General features: G+C 72.9%; 13 protein-coding genes and 1 pseudogene. 2 read left to right on the top strand and 12 right to left on the bottom strand.

Annotation, left to right across the window (positions count from 1 at the left end):
* Nucleotides 1-3 precede the first annotated feature (3 nt).
* The 9 genes from ACFU5K_RS15705 to ACFU5K_RS15665 form a co-directional block, all read right to left on the bottom strand.
* Nucleotides 4-582 (bottom strand): TetR/AcrR family transcriptional regulator, encoded by a 579-nt coding sequence (locus ACFU5K_RS15705; RefSeq protein ID WP_384061276.1) that lies wholly within the window; start codon nucleotides 580-582, stop codon nucleotides 4-6.
* Entirely contained in the window at nucleotides 570-1304 is a 735-nt protein-coding gene (locus ACFU5K_RS15700; RefSeq protein WP_384061273.1) for an enoyl-CoA hydratase family protein, read from the bottom strand. The genes ACFU5K_RS15705 and ACFU5K_RS15700 overlap by 13 nt, the downstream gene beginning before the upstream one ends.
* Nucleotides 1301-2878, bottom strand: coding sequence for a 4-coumarate--CoA ligase family protein (locus ACFU5K_RS15695; protein ID WP_384061272.1), 1578 nt, complete (start codon nucleotides 2876-2878; stop codon nucleotides 1301-1303). The genes ACFU5K_RS15700 and ACFU5K_RS15695 overlap by 4 nt, the downstream gene beginning before the upstream one ends.
* 103 nt (nucleotides 2879-2981) lie before the next feature.
* Entirely contained in the window at nucleotides 2982-4148 is a 1167-nt protein-coding gene (locus ACFU5K_RS15690; protein WP_384061269.1) for an acyl-CoA dehydrogenase family protein, read from the bottom strand.
* The gene (locus tag ACFU5K_RS15685; protein WP_384061266.1) at nucleotides 4145-6133 is read right to left on the bottom strand and encodes a biotin carboxylase N-terminal domain-containing protein; all 1989 of its coding nucleotides are present in this window, start codon (nucleotides 6131-6133) and stop codon (nucleotides 4145-4147) included. The genes ACFU5K_RS15690 and ACFU5K_RS15685 overlap by 4 nt, the downstream gene beginning before the upstream one ends.
* Nucleotides 6134-6141: 8 nt before the next feature.
* Nucleotides 6142-7737 carry an acyl-CoA carboxylase subunit beta gene (locus tag ACFU5K_RS15680; RefSeq protein ID WP_384061263.1) on the bottom strand — a complete coding sequence of 532 codons (1596 nt, stop codon included), beginning with the start codon at nucleotides 7735-7737 and terminating at the stop codon, nucleotides 6142-6144.
* The gene (locus ACFU5K_RS15675; protein ID WP_384061259.1) at nucleotides 7734-9437 is read right to left on the bottom strand and encodes an acyclic terpene utilization AtuA family protein; all 1704 of its coding nucleotides are present in this window, start codon (nucleotides 9435-9437) and stop codon (nucleotides 7734-7736) included. Before ACFU5K_RS15675 ends, ACFU5K_RS15680 begins: the two co-directional genes overlap by 4 nt.
* On the bottom strand, nucleotides 9434-10240 hold the full coding sequence (locus ACFU5K_RS15670; protein ID WP_384061257.1) for a TIGR03084 family metal-binding protein: 807 nt from the start codon (nucleotides 10238-10240) through the stop codon (nucleotides 9434-9436). Before ACFU5K_RS15670 ends, ACFU5K_RS15675 begins: the two co-directional genes overlap by 4 nt.
* A 139-nt stretch (nucleotides 10241-10379) precedes the next feature.
* The gene (locus ACFU5K_RS15665; protein WP_384061254.1) at nucleotides 10380-10751 is read right to left on the bottom strand and encodes a signal peptidase I; all 372 of its coding nucleotides are present in this window, start codon (nucleotides 10749-10751) and stop codon (nucleotides 10380-10382) included.
* A 90-nt stretch (nucleotides 10752-10841) separates the two neighbouring features.
* Here ACFU5K_RS15665 and ACFU5K_RS15660 point away from each other — a divergent pair, with 90 nt between their 5' ends.
* On the top strand, nucleotides 10842-11084 hold the full coding sequence (locus tag ACFU5K_RS15660; protein ID WP_384061251.1) for a ribbon-helix-helix domain-containing protein: 243 nt from the start codon (nucleotides 10842-10844) through the stop codon (nucleotides 11082-11084).
* A gap of 308 nt (nucleotides 11085-11392) precedes the next feature.
* Here ACFU5K_RS15660 and ACFU5K_RS15655 read toward each other — a convergent pair.
* Nucleotides 11393-12355: pseudogene (locus ACFU5K_RS15655) on the bottom strand (DMT family transporter); the annotation flags it as partial.
* Between the two features lie 134 nt (nucleotides 12356-12489).
* Here ACFU5K_RS15655 and ACFU5K_RS15650 point away from each other — a divergent pair.
* Nucleotides 12490-13410 (top strand): LysR family transcriptional regulator, encoded by a 921-nt coding sequence (locus ACFU5K_RS15650; protein WP_384061248.1) that lies wholly within the window; start codon nucleotides 12490-12492, stop codon nucleotides 13408-13410.
* A 50-nt stretch (nucleotides 13411-13460) separates the two neighbouring features.
* Here the strand turns inward: ACFU5K_RS15650 and ACFU5K_RS15645 are convergent, their stop codons facing one another.
* Both ACFU5K_RS15645 and ACFU5K_RS15640 read right to left on the bottom strand, forming a co-directional pair.
* A complete protein-coding gene (locus ACFU5K_RS15645; RefSeq protein ID WP_384061245.1) occupies nucleotides 13461-16256 on the bottom strand; it encodes an FAD-binding and (Fe-S)-binding domain-containing protein in 2796 nt (931 codons plus the stop codon).
* Nucleotides 16257-16388: 132 nt separating this feature from the next.
* Nucleotides 16389-18164 (bottom strand): LCP family protein, encoded by a 1776-nt coding sequence (locus ACFU5K_RS15640; RefSeq protein WP_384061242.1) that lies wholly within the window; start codon nucleotides 18162-18164, stop codon nucleotides 16389-16391.
* Between the last annotated feature and the right edge of the window lie 235 nt (nucleotides 18165-18399).

Raw genomic sequence — 18399 nt, 5'->3', positions numbered from 1 at the left:
CGCTCAGCCCAGCGCCTCGTCCAGCAGCCGCGCCCACTGGGTCACGACCCGGCGGCGTCTGGCCGTGTCGTCGGTCAGGACGTTGGCGAGGCCCAGGCCCCGGGCCATGTCGAGCAGGCCCTGGACCGTCTCGCGGACCCCGGGGCGGGTCTCGTCGGCCCGTAGGAGTTCGACCGCGATCCGGTGGGTCTCGCGGCCCACCCGGGCCTCCAGTTCGGTGACGCGGGGCCTCAGTTGGGCCTCGTTGGAGGCGGCGACCCAGAGCTGTAGCGCCGCGCGGAAGAGCGGGCCCGTGTAGAGGTCGACCAGGGCGGCGACCACCGCCGCGCGGCCCTGCACGGGCAGGGCACGCAGTGCGGCGGAACGTTCTTCCGCGACGTACTCGACGGCGCCGGTGAACAGGTCCTCGCGGGTCGGGAAGTGGTGCTGGGCGGCTCCCCGTGAGACCCCCGCGTGCTCGGCGACGACGGTGACCGTGGAGCCTGCCCAGCCGTGTTCGGCGAGGCAGGCCACCGCGGACGCCAGGAGTCGCTGCCGGGTGGCGCGGCTCCGGTCCTGCTTCGGGGTCGTCACAGCACCCATGCGGGATCCCGTCGTTCCAGGAAGGCCGTCATCCCCTCCCGTGCCTCGTCGGAGGCGAAGAGCGCTGCCGAGCGGGCGATGAGGTCTTCGGCGTGACTGTCGAAATTCTTCAGCACACTAGCCGTGACCAGCTCCTTCGACGCCGCCAGCCCCTGTGGGGAGGCCCTGCGGAGCCCGTCCAGTACCGGTACGAGCGCCTTGTCCACGTCGTCCTCCGCGATGCTCACCAGGCCGATCCGGGCCGCCTCCGCCGCACCGAACCGCTCCCCGGTGAGGTAGTAGCGGGAGGCGGCCCCCGGGTCGAGGCGGGGTAGCAGGGGCAGGGAGATCACGGCGGGGGCGAGGCCCAGGCGTGACTCCGTGAGGGCGAAGGTCGCGTCGGGGCCCACCGCCGAGATGTCGCAGGCGCCGAGCAGCCCGAGACCACCGGCCCTGACGTGGCCGGTGACCCGGGCCACCACGGGTTTGGGCAGGGCGACGATCGCCCGCATCAGGGCGACGAACGCGGCCGGTTCCGGGGGTGCGGTCAGATCGGCGCCCGCGCAGAACGTGTTGCCGGTGTGCGTGAGGACGACGGCCCGCACCGAGTCGTCGGCCGCGCATCCCGCCAGGGCCTCGGACAGCTCGCCGACCAGGCGCGCGGAGAGCGCGTTGCGCTTGGCCGGCGAGTCAAGGGTGAGCGTGGTGACGCCACGGTCGTGGGCCACGGGTGCCAGGGTCATCGCTGCTTCTCCCGGTCGCGCAGCTCGCGCCGCAGGATCTTGCCGGACACCGCGCGCGGCACGGCCTCGATGAACTCCACCTGTCTGACCTTCTTGTACGGGGAGACCCGCTCGGCGACGTAGGCGATGACGTCGTCCTCGGTGAGGCCTCCCGCCACGGGCTGGCGCACCAGGAACGCCTTGGGGACCTCGTTGCCGTCGGCGTCGTAGACCCCGATGACGGCGGCGTCGGCGATACCGGCGTGGGTCAGCAGGAGCGCCTCCAGGTCGGCGGGCGCCACCTGGTAGCCCTTGTACTTGATGAGTTCCTTGACCCGGTCGACGACGTACAGCCAGCCGTTCGCGTCGACTCGGCCGACGTCCCCGGTGTGCAGCCAGCCCTCGGCGTCGATCATGGCGTCGGTGGCGTCGGGGCGGCCGAGGTAGCCCTTCATCACCTGCGGGCCCCGGATGAGGATCTCGCCGTCGGTGCCGGAACCGACGTCGATGCCGGGGTCGGTGAGCGAGACGATCCTCATCTCCGTGCCGGGCAGCAGCTTCCCGACGGCCCCGGGCGGCGGGTTCTCCGCGTCGAGGGGCACGACGTGGGTGCCGGGCGACAGTTCCGTCATGCCGTAGGCCTGCCGTACGGCGGGCAGGCCCAGCCGCGCCGAGCAGGCCGCCGCGAGTTCGGCGTCCAGCGGGGCGGCCGCGCTGACGATGTACTCCAGCGACGACAGGTCGTAGTCACCCACCAGCGGGTGCTTCGCGAGGGCCAGCACGATGGGCGGCGCGACGTAGAGGCCGGTGATCCGGTGCTCCTGGATCGTCTCCAGGAACTGCGCGAGGTCGAAGCGGGGCAGTACGACGACCGTGGCGCCGTAGCGCAGCGGCCCGTTCATGAGGGCGGTCAGCCCGTAGATGTGGAAGAAGGGGAGCACGGCCAGGATGCGGTCGCGCTGCCCGAGGGGGACGAAGGGCCGCAGCTGCTCCAGGTTGGTGGCGATGGAGCGGTGCGTGAGCATGACGCCCTTGGGCGTGCCGGTGGTCCCGGAGGAGTACGGGAGTACGGCGATGTCCTCCGCCGGATCGAACGCGATGTCCGGTTCGGGCGCCGTGGAGCCGAGCATCTCCAGGACGGACACGTGCCCCTCGGCCTGGTCGCAGACGTAGATCTGCTCGATGCCGCCCGCGAGTTCGGCGGCGCGGCGGGCGACGTCGAGGAGCGGGGAGACGGTGACGATCCAGCGCGCGGCCGAGTCCTGGAGCTGTTTCGCGAACTCCTCGGCGGTGGCGAGCGGGTGGATGGTGGTGACGGTGGCGCCCGCCCTCGTCGCCCCGTAGAAGACGGGCGGGTAGGCGATCGTGTTCGGGCTGTGCAGGGCGAGTACGTCGCCCTTGCGCAGCCCGGCCGCGGCGAGGTACGCGGCGATGCGCCGGTGGAAGGTGTCGAGCTGGGCGTAGGTCACGCTCATCCCGTTGGTGCCGTCGATCAAAGCGGGTGTGTCACCGAAGTCCGCGGCGTTCCCGAGGACTGCTTCGTGGATGGGTCTTTCGAGGGGCTGGACGTCTGCGTACTCGCTGTGGAACACCATGGCGGTCCCCTTCGACGCGGGTGGAGAGCCAGAATCGCCCCTGCGGGGGCGGATGGGGAGACCCGGGAACGACCGGAGTCGTCCGGTACGGCCTCTCGCGGTCTCAGTACGACTTCGGCAGGCCCAGGGTCTGGTGCGAGACGTAGTTGAGGATCATTTCCCGGCTGACGGGGGCGATACGGGAGACACGGGCGGCGGTGATCAGGGAGGCGAGCCCGTACTCGCGGGTGAGGCCGTTGCCGCCGAGGGTGTGGACGGCCTGGTCGACGGCCCTGACGCAGGCTTCGGCGGCGGCGTACTTCGCCATGTTGGCGGCCTCGCCCGCTCCGATGTCGTCGCCGTCGTCGACGAGCTTCGCGGCCTTCTGCATCATCAGCCGGGCGAGCTCCAGCTCGATGTGCGCCTGGGCGAGCGGGTGGGCGATGGCCTGGTGGGCGCCGATGGGCGCGCCCTTCCAGACGGTGCGGGTCTTGGCGTAGTCCACGGCGCGCTCAACGGCGTAGCGGCCCATGCCGATGGCGAAGGCGGCGCCCATGATGCGCTCCGGGTTGAGCCCGGCGAAGAGCTGGAGCAGCCCCGTGTCCGCCTCCTCACCGACGAGTGCGTCGGCGGGCAGTCGTACGTCATCCAGGACCAGCTCGAACTGCTTCTCGGCCGCCTGGAGTTCCATCTCGATCCGGGTGTGCGTGAAGCCGGGGGCGTCCCGGGGGACGATGAAGAGGCAGGGCTTGAGCTTCCCGGACCTGGCGTCCTCGGTGCGTCCGACGACGAGCGTCGCATCGGAGATGTCGACGCCGGATATGAAGACCTTGCGGCCGCTGAGGATCCAGTTCTCGCCGTCGCGGCGGGCGGTGGTGGTGATGCGGTGCGAGTTGGAGCCGGCGTCCGGCTCGGTGATGCCGAACGACATGGTCAGACTGCCGTCGGAGAGGCCGGGCAGCCAGGTCCGCTTCTGGGCCTCGGTGCCGAAGCGGGCGATGACGGTGCCGCAGATCGCCGGCGAGACGACCAGCATGAGCAGAGGGCTGCCGGCGGCACCGAGCTCCTCCAGCACGATGGAGAGTTCGGCCATGCCACCGCCTCCGCCGCCGTACTCCTCGGGGAGGTTCACGCCGAGGTAGCCGAGCTTGCCCGCCTCGTCCCACAGCTCGCGGGGATGTTCGCCCTTGCGGGCCAGGGCGGTGGTGTAGTCGCGGCCGAACCGTCTGCCGAGTGCGGCGACGGCGGCGCGGAGGTCCTTGTGCTCCTGGGTTTCGAGGACGGTGCTCATGGGGTCGTCTCCTCCTGGTGCGCGGATGCGGGCGCGGATGCGGGCGCGGATGCGTCCTGTACGACGGCGAGCAGGGCACCGACCTCGACCTGGAGGCCGGGGGCGGCGTGGAGCGCGGTGAGGGTGCCGGAGGCGGGGGCGAGGATGCGGTGTTCCATCTTCATCGCCTCCAGCCAGATCAGCGGCTGCCCGGCTTCGACGGCCGCACCGGGGGCGAGCCCGGTGGCGAGCCGGACGACGGTGCCTGGCATGGGGGCGAGCAGGGAGCCGGGTTCGGTGCGTTCGGCGCGGTCGGTGAAGCGGGGCAGGGCAGTGAAGGCGTACGAACCGGACGCCGTGTCCACATAGGTGCGGGCGCCGTGCGTGGTGACGGTGAAACGCCTGGTCACGCCGCCGGTTTCGAGGACGACCAGCCCGGGGCGGACGGTGACGGCCCGCTCCCCCGATTCGGGGACCGGGGTGCCGTCGCGGCCGGTGCGGTAGGCCATCTCGTACTCGGTGCCGTCCGGCTCGCCCCGGTAGCGCCTGGTCTGCGGCGAGGAGGCGAGGTTGCGCCAGGCACCGAAGCGGGCGGGGCCCGATGCGTCCCGCCCTGCCCGGGCGCCCGCCACCGATGCGAGCGCGGCGGCCGTGGCGGCGAGGCGTCGGTCCGCCGGGTCGCCGGGGCCGGTGAGCCCGGCCAGGTGCCGGTCGTAGAAGCCCGTGTCGAGGCGCCCGGCGGTGAAGTCCGGGTGGCGCAGGGAGCGTACGAGAAGCTCCCGGTTGGTGACGGGGCCGTGGACGCGGGCGCGTTCCAGGGTGCGGGCGAGGAGGCGGACGGCCTCGGCGCGGGTGGGGGCGTGGGCGATGACCTTGGCGAGCATGGGGTCGTAGTGGACGCCGATGGTGTCGCCGCCGGTGTATCCGGTGTCGAGGCGGATTCCGGGCTCGTCCGGCACGTCGAGCGTGAGCAGTGCTCCGGTCTGCGGCTGCCAGTCGCGCGCCGGGTCCTCGGCGTAGAGGCGGGCCTCGACGGCGTGCCCGGACGGCTGTGGCGGTGTCGGGGCGGGCAGGGGATCGCCCTCCGCGACGCGTAGTTGCAGGGCGACGAGGTCGAGGCCGAACACGGCCTCGGTTACGGGGTGTTCGACCTGGAGCCGGGTGTTCATCTCCAGGAAGTACGGGCGGCCCGCAGCCGACACGAGGAACTCGACGGTCCCCGCGCCCCGGTAGCCGACCGCCTGCGCCGCGGCGACCGCGGCGTCGTGCAGCCGTCCGCGCAGCGCTTCGTCGAGGCCCGGCGCGGGGGCCTCCTCGATGACCTTCTGGTGCCGGCGCTGGAGGGAGCAGTCGCGGGTGCCGAGCGCCCACACCGTGCCCTGCCCGTCCGCCATGACCTGGACCTCGACGTGCCGGCCGCCTTCGACGTACGGCTCGGCGAACACCTCGCCGTCCCCGAAGGCTCCGGCTGCCTCGGCCGATGCGGCGGTCAACTCCGCACTCAGGGCGTCCAGTTCCCGCACGATGCGCATGCCACGTCCGCCGCCGCCCGCTGCCGCCTTCAGGAGCAGGGGGAGGTCGGCCACCGTGGCGGCGTCCGGGTCGACGGGGGCGAGGAGGGGCACGTCGGCGGCCGCCATCAGCTCCTTGGCGCGGGTCTTGGAGGCCATCAGCTCGATGGCCTTCGGCGGGGGTCCGACCCAGACCAGACCCGCGTCCTGGACGGCCCGGGCGAACCCGGCGTTCTCCGAGAGGAAGCCGTACCCCGGGTGCACCGCGTCGGCGCCCGCGGCCAGCGCGGCGGCGACGACGAGGTCGCCGCGCAGATACGTGTCGCCCGGTGCCGCGCCCGGCAGGCGTACGGCGGTGTCGGCCTCCCGTACGTGCAGGGCGCCGGCGTCGGCGTCCGAGTACACGGCGACGGTCGCTATGCCCAGCTCACGGCAGGTGCGGAAGATCCGGCAGGCGATCTCGCCCCGGTTGGCGACAAGCAGTGCGGTGATCATCCGATTCCTCACATCCGGAAGACGCCGAAGCCGCGGGCGCCTTCGACCGGGGCGGTATGGATCGCGGACAGGCACATCCCGAGGACGGTCCTGGTGTCGCGCGGGTCGATGACCCCGTCGTCGTAGAGCCGCCCCGAGAGGAACATCGGCAGCGACTCGGACTCGATCTGCTGCTCCACCATGGCGCGCAGCCCGGCGTCGGCCTCGTCGTCGTAGGGCAGCCCCCTCGCGGCGGAGGAGGCGCGCGCGACGATCGAGAGGACGCCGGCGAGCTGCTGGGGGCCCATGACGGCGGACTTGCTGCTGGGCCAGGCGAAGAGGAAGCGGGGGTCGTAGGCCCTGCCGCACATGCCGTAGTGCCCGGCACCGTAGGAGGCGCCCATCAGCACGGTGAGGTGCGGGACCCGGGAGTTCGACACCGCGTTGATCATCATTGCGCCGTGCTTGATGATTCCGCCCTGTTCGTACTCCTTGCCGACCATGTAGCCGGTGGTGTTGTGCAGGAACAGCAGCGGGATGTCGCGCTGGTTGGCGAGCTGGATGAACTGCGCGGCCTTCTGCGACTCCTCGCTGAACAGCACGCCCTGCGCGTTGGCGAGGATGCCGACGGGATAGCCGTGCAGCCGGGCCCAGCCGGTGACGAGGCTGGTGCCGTACAGCGGTTTGAAGGCGTCGAAGTCCGAGCCGTCGACGAGCCGCGCGATGACCTCGCGCGGGTCGAAGGGGGTCTTCAGGTCACCGGGGACGATCCCGATCAGCTCGTCCTCGTCGTACTTCGGCGGCTCGGCCGGCCCCGGATCGGGGTGCGCCTTGCGCCAGTTGAAGCGTGCGACGATCTGCCGGGCCTGGCGCAGCGCGTCGTGCTCGTCGACGGCGAAGTGGTCGGCGAGACCGGAGGTGCGGGCGTGCATCCCGGCGCCGCCGAGCGATTCGTCGTCGCTCTCCTCGCCGGTGGCCATCTTCACGAGGGGCGGGCCGCCGAGGAAGACCTTGGACTGCTCCTTGATCATCACCGTGTGGTCGGACATGCCCGGGACGTACGCGCCTCCGGCCGTGGAGTTGCCGAACACCACGGCGACGGTGGGGATTCCGGCGGCGGACAGCCGTGTGAGGTCACGGAACAGGGCGCCGCCCGGGATGAAGATCTCCTTCTGGGACGGCAGGTCGGCGCCGCCGGACTCCACCAGGGATATGCAGGGCAGCCGGTTGGCGAAGGCGATCTCGTTGGCGCGCAGCGCCTTCTTCAGCGTCCACGGGTTCGAGGCGCCGCCCCGCACGGTCGGGTCGTTGGCGGTGATCAGGCACTCCACGCCCGACACGATCCCGATCCCGGTGACGAGCGAGGCGCCCACCGCGTATTCGCTGCCCCAGGCGGCCAGCGGGGAGAGTTCCAGGAACGGCGTGTCCGGGTCGACCAGCAGCTCGATCCGTTCACGGGCGAGGAGCTTGCCGCGCTTCCGGTGGCGCGTCACGTACTTCTCGCCGCCGCCCGCGAGGGCCTTGGCGTACTCGGCATCCAGCTCCGCGAGCTTCGCGAGCATGGCCTCGCGGTGCGCGGCGTATTCGGGCCCCGTGGTGTCCAGTGCGGTGGGCAGGACGGTCATGCGTTCGCCTCCGGTTCGTCCGTCAGCTGCACGGGTACGTCGACGTGTCGGGAGCGCAGCCACTCCCCCACCGCCTTGGCCTGCGGATCGAAGCGGGCCTGCGCGGCGACGCCTTCGCCGAGGAGGCCGTGGACGACGAAGTTGAGGGACCGCAGCCCGGGCAGGACATGGCGTACGACGGTGAGCCCGGCGGTCTCCGGCAGCAGCTCCTTGAACCGTGCGACGGTCAGCTCGTGCGCCAGCCACCGCCACGCCTCGTCCGTGCGGACCCACACGCCCACGTTGGCGTCCCCGCCCTTGTCACCGCTGCGGGCTCCTGCGACGTACCCGAGGGGCACGGTGCGGGTGGGCCCGGCGGGCAGCGGCTCGGGCAGGGGCGGCTCCGGCACGTCGGCGAGTTCCCGGTACGGCCCGGTGGCCGGGACGTCCAGGCGCGTCCCGTCGGGCAGCACCGCCACATGGGCGACGTCCCCGGCCGGTACGTACGCGGCCTCGAACACCCCGTACGGCGCGCCCTTCCCGGGCGGGGCGGTCACGTGGAAGCCCGGGTAGCTGCCGAGCGCCAGCTCGACGGCGGCCCCGGACACCGCGCGGCCCACGGCCTCCGCGTCCGGGTCGCGCACGACGAGCCTGAGCAGCGCGCTTGCCGTCTCCTCGGTGGCGGCGTCGGCCCTGTCCGTGCGGGCGAGCTCCCACCTCACCTCGGCGGGCTTCGTGCCGGCGCGGTCCAGGGCGTCGGCGAACTGCTCGCGCACGAGACGGGCCTTGGCCTCGATGTCGAGCCCGGTCAGCACGAACACGACCTCGTTGCGCCACCCGCCGAGCCGGCCCCGCCCGACCTTCAGCGTGGGGGGCGGGGCCTCACCGCGCACCCCGCTGATCCGCACCCGGTCGGGCCCGTCCTGATCAAGGCGCACGGTGTCGAGGCGGGCGGTGACGTCGGGCCCTGCGTAGCGGGCGCCACCGGTCTCGTAGAGCAGCTGCGCGGTGACCGTTCCGAGGTCGACGACGCCGCCCGTGCCGTCGTGCTTGGTGATGACGCTGCTTCCGTCCTCGTGGATCTCCGCGAGGGGGAAGCCGGGCCTGCGCACGTCGTGCTGCCGGAAGAAGGCGTAGTTCCCGCCGGTGGCCTGGGTCCCGCACTCCAGGACGTGCCCGGCGACGACGGCCCCGGCGAGGGCGTCGTGGTCGTCGGACGCCCAGCCGAAGTGGGCGGCGGCGGGGCCGGTGACGAGCGCGGCATCGGTGACGCGGCCGGTGACGACGATGTCGGCCCCGGCCCGAAGGCACGCGGCGATCCCCCCGCCGCCGAGGTAGGCGTTGGCGGTGAGGTGGCCGTCCGGCACGGGGCGGCTGTCGCCCTCGACGTGCGCCACCCGTAGGGGCACACCGGTCCGGTCCGCCAACTCGCGTACGGCGTCGGCGAGTCCGGCCGGATTGAGCCCGCCCGCGTTGGTGACGATCTTCACGCCGCGCTCGTGGGCGAGCCCGAGGCTCTCCTCCAGCTGCCGCAGGAACGTCGTGGCGTATCCGCGCTTCGGATCCTTCAGGCGGCTGCGGCCCAGGATCAGCATGGTGAGTTCGGCGAGGTAGTCCCCGGTCAGGACGTCCAGCGGGCCCCCGGTGAGCATCTCGCGCACGGCGTCGAAGCGGTCGCCGTAGAAGCCGGAGGCGTTGCCTATGCGCAGGGGCCGGGTCACCTGTCCGCCCTCGGGGGCCGCCCGGCTCCGGCCGGGCCGGCGAAGGCCTGCGCGATGTCCAGCCACCGGTCGGCGTCCGGCCCCACCGCCTCGACGGCGAGGTCGTCGCGGTGGGCGCGCTGGGTGACGAGCAGGCAGAAGTCCAGGAGCGGCCCGGTGACCCGCTGGGCGGCGCCCTCGGGTCCGTACACGGCCGACTCGCCGTCCTCACCGGTGAGTTCGACGCGGAACTGTTCGGCGGGGGGCTCCAGCCCCCGTACGAAGTGGGCGTAGTCACGGGCGCGTACGCCGATCCTGGCGACGTGCCGCAGCCGGCCGGTCGGCTTCCGTGTCACGCCGAGCGCGTCGGCGACGTCCTGGCCGTGCGCCCAGGTCTCCATGAGCCGTGCGGTCCCCATTGAGGCGATGCTCATGGGCGGGCCGTACCAGGGAAGTTTCGTCCCGGCCGGTGCCGCGCGCAGGGCCTCCTGGAGCCGCGCCCGGCCCTCCCGCCACTCCACCAGCAGCGCCTCCGGCGCGAGCGCGGTCACCGCCTCCGCAGCGGCCTCGTCGACGAAGGTGTCCGGGGCGGCGAGTGCTCTCTCGGCCTCCGCGGCGAAGGCGTCGGGCTCGGTCGCGGCGGTCAGGGCCACCTCGTCCGTCCAGTTGAGGTGGGCGATCTGATGGGCGACGGTCCACCCCTCGGCGGGCGTCGGCGAGGCCCACTCCTGCGCGCTCAACCCCGCTACCAGCAGGTCGAGTTCGTCGCTCTCCTGACGCAGGTCGTCGAGCACGGCGGCGGTCACGGCCGATGCATCGGGCACGGTGCGCTCCCCTCGGGGCGTGGCGGTGTGCCCCGGAGCATGCCAGTGGCCCGTAAAACAAGCAAGCATGCTTGCATGATTTATCAGCCCGCTCCGAGCGCCTGTTCCGTCCGGCCTGCCGCCGCCCGCGAGGCGGCGATCAGCCGTCCGGTTCGGCCCGGTAGCCCGGGACGGAGGGCCACCGCACGGTCAGCACCACGGAGTCCTCCTCCGCGCACCAGGAGTGGTCGACACCGCGACCCCACACGACGTAGTCGCCCTGGCACTCCAGGAGCACGTCCCGCTCGGGGAACCTCATGCGGAACCGGCCGCTGATCAGGACGAGCAGGGCGGTGCGCTCCTCGCCCCTCACCCAGCGCGCGCGTTCGTCGCCCCGGGGATGGACGCCCCACTTGATCTCCAGGGCCTCGCTGTGGCGCGAGTCGGCAGGGTCCTTGAAGTGGCCCAGCAGCCAGCCGTGGTCCAGCGCCGCGTCCGCTGCCGCGCGGCCCACGTACACACCGTCACCCATAGGAGCGAACGTAACAGGAGGCCCGGCCGCTTCCAGGCCTGCCGTCCTTCCACGGCCTTGCCCTACGTAGGGCAGGGGTAACTTCGTCGCATGAGAAAGACGACGGTGTACCTCCCGGAAGATCTGGAAGTACGACTGGACGCCGAGTCGTCGGCCACCGGAGTCAGCAAGGCCGAGCTGATCAGGCGGGGCATCACCATGATCCTCGACGACGCGGAGCGGCCCAAGCGCAAGCACGGACTTCCGGTCTTCGACAGCGGGCGCCCGCTCACTCCCGAGGCCATGGACGACGCGGTCTACGAGCACATCAGGGAACGAGCGGCACGCCGTTGATCATCGTCGCTGACGCGTCCACGAGACGCTGGCGATCTCCCCGCTGGCCGCCGCCCGTCGATGCCTGAGTCACGGCACCGCCGCGCCTACTCCACGCGTTCGCCCTCAGCCTGCGAGGGCTCGGTCCTGGGGACTTGGGGGTGCGTCTCGGGGGCCTTGCCGCGCACGGCCGGCTCCACGCGTTCACCCTCGGCCTGCGAGGGGGTGTGCGAGTACAGCCCCTCGTACCCGTCGCTCTCCTTGGCGGATCCCATGCGCGGGCCTCCTTCCTCGGTTCCCCTCCATCGTGCCCCGCGCGCCCGCTCCCGGCGCGGTGAAGCGGCGCGGGACGTCTGGCTGCGCACGGCGCCCATGCTCGCCCCGATGACCAGGGCGATGGCCAGGGCGTCGGTCGTGGAGAGCGCCTGGTCCAGGACGAGGAAGCCCGCCGTCGCCGCGATGGCCGGTTCCAGGCTCATCAGGATGGCGAAGGTGGGCGCGGGCAGCCGGCGCAGCGCCATGAGTTCGAGGGTGTACGGGAGGACCGAGCTCAGCAGCGCCACCGCCGCGCCGAGCCCCAGCGTGCTGGGGACCAGGAGCTTCGAGCCCGCCTGCATGATGCCGAGGGGCAGCGAGAGGACCGCCGCCACGACCATGGCCAGGGCCAGGCCGTCCGCCTGCGGGAAGCGCCTGCCGGTGCGGGCGCTGAAGATGATGTACGCCGCCCACATCGCACCCGCGCCCAGGGCGTACGCAGCTCCCACCGGGTCGAGCCGGTCGAAGCTTCCGCCACTGAGCAGGACGACACCACCGAAGGCGAGGCCCGCCCAGACGAGGTTGACCAGGCGGCGCGACGCCACGACTGACAGGGTCAGCGGCCCCAGCACCTCCAGGGTGACGGCGGCGCCCAGCGGGATGCGGTCGACGGCCTGGTAGAAGAGCGTGTTCATCCCGCCCATCGCGATACCGAACGCCACGACGGTGCCCCAGTCGGCGCGCGAGTGCCCCCGCAGCTTCGGCCGGCAGACGACGAGCAGGACGAGCGCCGCCGCGGTGAGACGCAGGGTGACGACGCCGAGCGCGCCCGCCTTCGGCATCAGCAGGACGGCCACCGCCGCGCCGAACTGGACGGAGAGCCCGCCCGCCACCACCAGCGCGACCGGGCCGACTGCGCGCCGGGGCCCGGAACCGTCCCGGCCGGCCTCGTCGAGCGCGGACACGGCTTCGGGCAGGGCGACGGCCGCGGCCGGGTCCACTGCAGCGCGCGGGTCGTTCACCGGGAACCTTTCCATCAGCTCGACGGTGCAACGTAATGCACCACGAAGTTTAGAGTACGACACCACGCCGGGGCCGCACGCCTCCTCACGTTAGAGACCTGCGCGCCTCCCGTGAAATGCCGATTGCGCTCCCGTTATGCTCCGCAGGCATGAGCACTGGACAGGGCACCGGGACCCACAGGCGCGGTATCGAGCTCCGGCATCTGCGCGCCTTCCTCGCCGTCGCCGACGAGGGCAGCGTCACCCGCGCGGCCGCCCGGCTCCAGGTCACCCAGCCCGTCGTCTCGCGCACGCTGGCCGCCTTGGAGCGGCACCTGGGAGTCCGGCTCGTCGACCGGTCCACCCACCACCTCGCCCTCACCCCCGAGGGCGTCGCCTTCCGCGACAAGGCCGCCAACGCGGTGGGGGCGTTCGACGAGGCGCTCGATCCGGGGCGTCTGCGCCACTGGCCGCTGCGGCTCGGCCACGCCTGGTCGGCGTTCGGCCCCTACACCACGCCGCTGCTGCGCACCTGGCAGCGGCACCACCCGGGCACCCCGCTCGAACTCCTGCGCATCGACGACCGCACGGCCGGTCTCACCCGCGGCGAGGTGGACGCGGCGCTGCTGCGCGGGCCGGTGGACACGCCGGGCCTCGTCACCGAGGTGCTGTTCACGGAGGAACGGGTGGCTGCCGTCGCCGCCGACGGGCCCCTCGCGGCCCGCGCCTCGCTGTCGCTGGCCGACCTGGCGGACGGCGCCGTCGTCCTGAACACCGTCTCGGGAGCGACCACGCTCGACCTGTGGCCGCCGCAGGTCCGGCCCGCGGCCACCGTCACGGTCGCCAACACCGACGACTGGCTCACCGCCATCGCGGCCGGACGCGGCAACGGCGTGTCGGGGGCGTCCACCGTCGGGATGCACCCGCATGCCGGGGTCGCGTACGTGCCGCTGGACGACGCCCCGCCGCTGCCCGTGCTGCTCGCCCGCAGGGACGGCCCCGGCCATCCCGCCCTGCCCCGGCTGGCGGCGCTCGCCCGGGAGATCGTCGGCGGGGGTGAGCACGGAAGCGCGCCGGACAACCCGGGGTAGCGGTCCCACCGGCACCGCCCCCGGTAGGCCCTCCGTACGCGGCGGCGCGCCTACCGGCCGTCCAGCCCTTCCGCCAACACCTCGGCGAGATGCCGCGCCCGCCGGCCTGCCAGCTGGTCCAGCTGGGTGCGGCAGGAGAAGCCGTCGGCCAGGAGTTCCGTGCCGGGGGTCGCCGCCCGCACGGAGGGCAGCAACCGGTCCTCGGCGCAGGCCACCGAGACGTCCCAGTGCCCTTTCTCGAAGCCGAAGTTGCCGGCCAGCCCGCAGCAGCCACCGCTCAGCTCCCCGGTCAGGCCCGCCCGTTCCCGGAGCCTGCGCTCGGCCGCGTCCCCCAGGACCGCGTGCTGGTGGCAGTGGGTCTGGCCCGCGACCGGCCGGTCCAGCCGGGGCGGCTGCCAGTCGGGGGCGTACTCCTCCAGGTACTGGGCCAGGGTGCGCACGGACGAGGCCAGTCCGGCGGCGCGCGGGTCGTCGGGGAGGAGCTCGGGCAGGTCCGTGTGCAGGGTGGCCGCGCAGCTCGGTTCCAGCACGACGACCGGGCCGCCGATGAGCGGCCCCATCCGGTCCAGGGTGCGGCGCATGACCGCGCGGGCGGCGTCGAGCCGCCCCGTCGACACATAGGTGAGCCCGCAGCACACGCCGCGGCCGGGCAGGACCGGCGTCCGGCCCGCCGCTTCCAACACCCGGACCGCTGCCCGGCCCACCTCCGGCGAGAGGTGGTCGGTGAAGGTGTCCGGCCAGAGAGTGACGGCGGGCCCACCCACAGGCGCCCGGCGCGCACGGGCCCAGGCCCGGAAGGTCCGGGGCGCCAGCACCGGGAGCGTGCGTTGCGGGGCGATGCCGCCGAGCCGTTTGACGAGGGCCGCGACCGGGCCGGTCCGGGCGAGGGCGTTGAGCCCGCGTGCGAAGGGGGACGCCGCCCGCAGCCAGCGCGGCAGCCCGCCCATCGCATAGTGGGAGGCGGGGCGCAGCCGGCCCCGGTAGTGGTGGTGGAGGAACTCGGCCTTGTACGTGGCCATGTCGACGCCGACCGGGCAGTCGGTGCGGCAGCCCTTGCAGGACAGGCACAGGTCGAGCGCGTCCCGTACCTCGGTGGAGCGCCAGCCGTCCGTGATCACCTCGCCGGCGAGCATCTCGTGGAGCAGCCGGGCCCGTCCCCGCGTGGAGTGCGCCTCCTCGCCGGTCGCCCGGAAGGACGGGCACATGACGTCCGGGCCCGTAATCGCCCCGGCCGTACGGCACTTGGCCACGCCGACGCAGCGGCGTACGGCCGCCGAGAAGTCGCCGCCGTCCTGCGGGTAGCCGAAGGTCACGTCCACCGGGCGGCCGGGGAGCACGGCGAAGCGGAGGTTCTCGTCGAGCCGTGCGGGGCGGGCGAGGATGCCGGGGTTCAGGCCGCCGTCCGGGTCCCAGAGGTCCTTGAACCGGGTGAACAGGCCCACCATCTCGTCGCCGTACATCCGGGGCAGCAGCTCGGCCCTCGCCTGCCCGTCGCCGTGTTCACCGCTCAGCGACCCGCCGTGCGCGACGACGAGGCCTGCCTGGTCCTCGGAGAAGCGGCGGAAGCGGGCCACGCCCGGCGCGGTGAGCAGGTCGAAGTCGATGCGTACGTGGATGCAGCCGTCGCCGAAGTGGCCGTACGGGGTGCCGCGCAGGCCGTGTTCGGCGAGCAGGGCCCGGAAGTCGCGCAGATACGGCCCGAGCCGGGCCGGCGGCACGGCGCAGTCCTCCCAGCCGGGCCACGCCTCTCCCCCGCCGTCCGGCATCCGGGTCGCGGTCCCGGCGGCGTCCTCGCGGATGCGCCACAGGGTGCGCATGCGCGAGGGATCGGTGACCACCGTGCCGTCCAGGGCGTCGGCCGCACGCACGATCCGTTCGGCGTGCGCACGGGCCTCGGCGGGGGTCGCACCGCCCGTCTCGACGAACAGCCAGGCACCGCCGCGCGGCAGGCCGGCCGGTTCGCGTACGAGGTCGGCGGCCATGCCCTCGACGGTGAGCGGTCCGTGGGGGAGGAGGCCGGGGGCGGCTTCGGCTGCGGCGGACTCGTCGGCGTATCCGAGTACGGCCAGCGCGCGGGCGGCGGGCGTCGCGACGAGGCGGACGGTCGCCTCGGTGACGACGGCCAGGGTCCCCTCGCTGCCGCACAGCGAGCGGGCGTGGTCCGGGCCGTTCTCGGGGAGCAGTGCGTCGAGCGCGTAACCGGAGATGCGGCGCGGGAGTTCGGGGAAGCCGGTGCGCAGCAGCGCCAGGTGGGCGCCGGCAAAGTCGCCGAGCCCGGGCGGCGTGTCGGGCAGGCCCCTCCCGAGGTGCAGGGACGGTCCGCCGCCGTACCGCAGGACGCGCAGGCTGCGCACGTTGTCGGCGGTGGTGCCCCAGGCCACGGAGTGCGCACCGCAGGAGTTGTTGCCGATCATCCCGCCGAGCGTGCAGCGGCTGTGGGTGGACGGGTCGGGGCCGAACGTCAGCCCGTGCGCGGCGGCTGCGGCCCGCAGGTCGTCCAGCACGACGCCCGGTTCGACGACGGCGGTGCGGGAGTCGGGGTCCAGCCCGGTGATCCGCCGCATGTGGCGGGTGAAGTCCAGGACGACGCCGGTGCCGGTGGCCTGGCCCGCGATGGAGGTACCGCCGCCTCGGGGCACGACCGGCACCTCGTGCTCCCGGCAGACGCGGAGCGTCTCGGCGACGTCTCCGGCGTCGCGGGGAGCGACGACCGCCACCGGGACGCGGCGGTAGTTGGAGGCGTCCATCGTCGTCAGCGCGCGGGCGGTCGCGTCGGCCTCCACGTCGCCGCGGACGGCGCGGGCCAGCGCCCGGACGAGATCGGGGTGCGGGTGCGGGTCGGGCATGGGGCCAGCATGCCGGACCAGCGGGCCGGTCGACCCGTCGCGCAACGCGTGTACCCGGGACCGGTGAAGCGGAGAACCCCCGTGCGCCGACGGGCACGCGGGGGCTCTTCGATGCCGCTGCGGGAGCCGGGGCTACTTGGCGCAGACCGCCTTGTCCGCCTCGACGCGCTGGATGTTCTCCGGCGCCTTCTGCGGGGCGGAGAGCGCGCTGCCCGCCTGCTTGAAGTCCGGACCCAGGGTCAGCACCATCGGTTCCATGTCGGCGGCGTCCGTGGTCGTCGGCTTGAGGGCCGAGGCCGACATGCCCATCATCTCGGCCAGGGTGCGCGCCTGGTCGGCCTGGTTGGGGCCGTAGACGAGCTGGGTCTTCTTCACGTCCTGCGGGGCGTTCGCCTTGTTGGTGGACTTCGGCACGCCCTTCTCGTTCTGCAGCCATTCCAGGGCGGCCTGTGCGGAGCCGGCCGGGGCGCCGCCGTTGAAGACGTCGACGCGGACGTCGGCCGGGGCGGCCTTGGCGCCCTTCAGCTTCGCGGCCTCGGCGGCCTTCTCCTCGGCCTTCTCCTGCTTCGCCACGGCGGTGAAGGAGACGTCCTCGCGCACCATCGAGAAGACCTGGGGCGCCTTGGACTCGTCGAGGATGACGGTGGCCCTGTCGTCCGGGTTGTCCAGCACCGGCACCGTGGTGAACGTGATGTTCTTCGGGTCGACGGACGCCAGCTCCATGCCCAGTTTCCGCAGCTTGTTGATGTCGTCGATATTGTCGTCGACGGTGAGCGCCTTGGTCGCCGCGTCCGCCAGCTTGAACATCTTGGTGGGGCTGGTCAGCGTGTCGTTGGACTTCAGCTTGCGCATCAGCGAGCCGAGGAACTGCTGCTGGAGCTCGATCCGGCTCAGGTCGCTGCCGAAGCCCACGGAGTGCCGGGTGCGCAGGAACGACAGGGCCTGCTCGCCCTCGATGGTGTGCTTGCCCTTGGACAGCTTCAGGTGCGAGCCCTTGTCGTTGATGTCCTTGGCGAGGCAGACCTCCACACCCCCGACGGCGCTCGTCAGGCTCTTGACCGCGTTGAAGTCGGCCACCATGAAGTGGTCGGGCGTGATGCCGGTGAGCTCGGTGACCGTCCGCATCGTGCAGCTGGGTGTGCGGTCCGACTGTCCGAGGCTGGTGTTGAAGCGCCCGCCGGACGTCCCCGGGATGTCCTTCTTGGAGCCGTCCTCCAGCTGGGTCGGGCACTCCGGGATGTCCGTTATCAGGTCGCGCGGGATGCTCAGCGCGGTCGCGTTCGTCCGGTCCTTGGAGACGTGGAAGAGGATGTTGGTGTCCGCGTGGCCGACGCTGCCGGCGTCACCGTAGCCCTCGTTGCCCTCGCCGGTCCGCTTGTCGGTGCCGATCACCAGGACGTTGATCGCCCGGTCCTTGCTGAAGCCGCCGGTCCCGGCACCGTCCGTCGAGACGGCGGTGATGTTGCCGTTGAAGTGCTGGTAGGCGACGTAGCCCGCGGTGCCGACACCCACGAGGAGAAAGGCAAGGACACCGCCGGTCCAGACCAGCACCTTCTTCTTGCCGGACTTGGCCTTCACCTTGCGGCGCCCGGTCGGCGGCGCGGCCGCCCGGCCGCCCTGCCTGCGCGTCTCGTCCTTGCCTCCGCGGCCACCGCCGGCGCCCCTGCGCCCGCCGCGCTGGCCGGGCACGGAGGCCCGTTCGTCCGACGACGGGGTCTCGGGCTCCGGCTTCCGGCGCGGGCCGGCCGCTCTGGTTCCGGACGGGCGGGAGGAGCTGGAACCGGGCGGTGCGGCTGATCGCCCTGCGGAGGGGGTCAGTCGCAGTTCGTAATCACCGGTGTCCGGGTTGAGTACCCACTGGTCTGCGGGGTCGATGCCCTCGTCCCGCCCACGGCCTTGCGCGTCCACGGTTGCCTGCGTCCTCCGTCGGGGCCCCGCAGCGCCTCCCCCTTCAAGGCGCGCGGCGTGTCTTACGGCAGTGCCGACCTGGGAGGCCGTCTGCACCGGAGCGCTCACCCTAGCCGCCCACCGGCCGACGGGCGACGATCGAGTCAAATCACAGCCCCCATGGGGTGCATAACGACATATTCACCGCGACTTGCCCACACACATCACCGGACACCGGAGTCAACAGCGGCCCCGA

This window comes from Streptomyces sp. NPDC057428 (assembly GCF_042803195.1).
Classification (GTDB): domain Bacteria; phylum Actinomycetota; class Actinomycetes; order Streptomycetales; family Streptomycetaceae; genus Streptomyces.
Note: the sequence above shows the minus strand (reverse complement) of the source record. Positions and strands in the feature narration are given on the sequence as shown.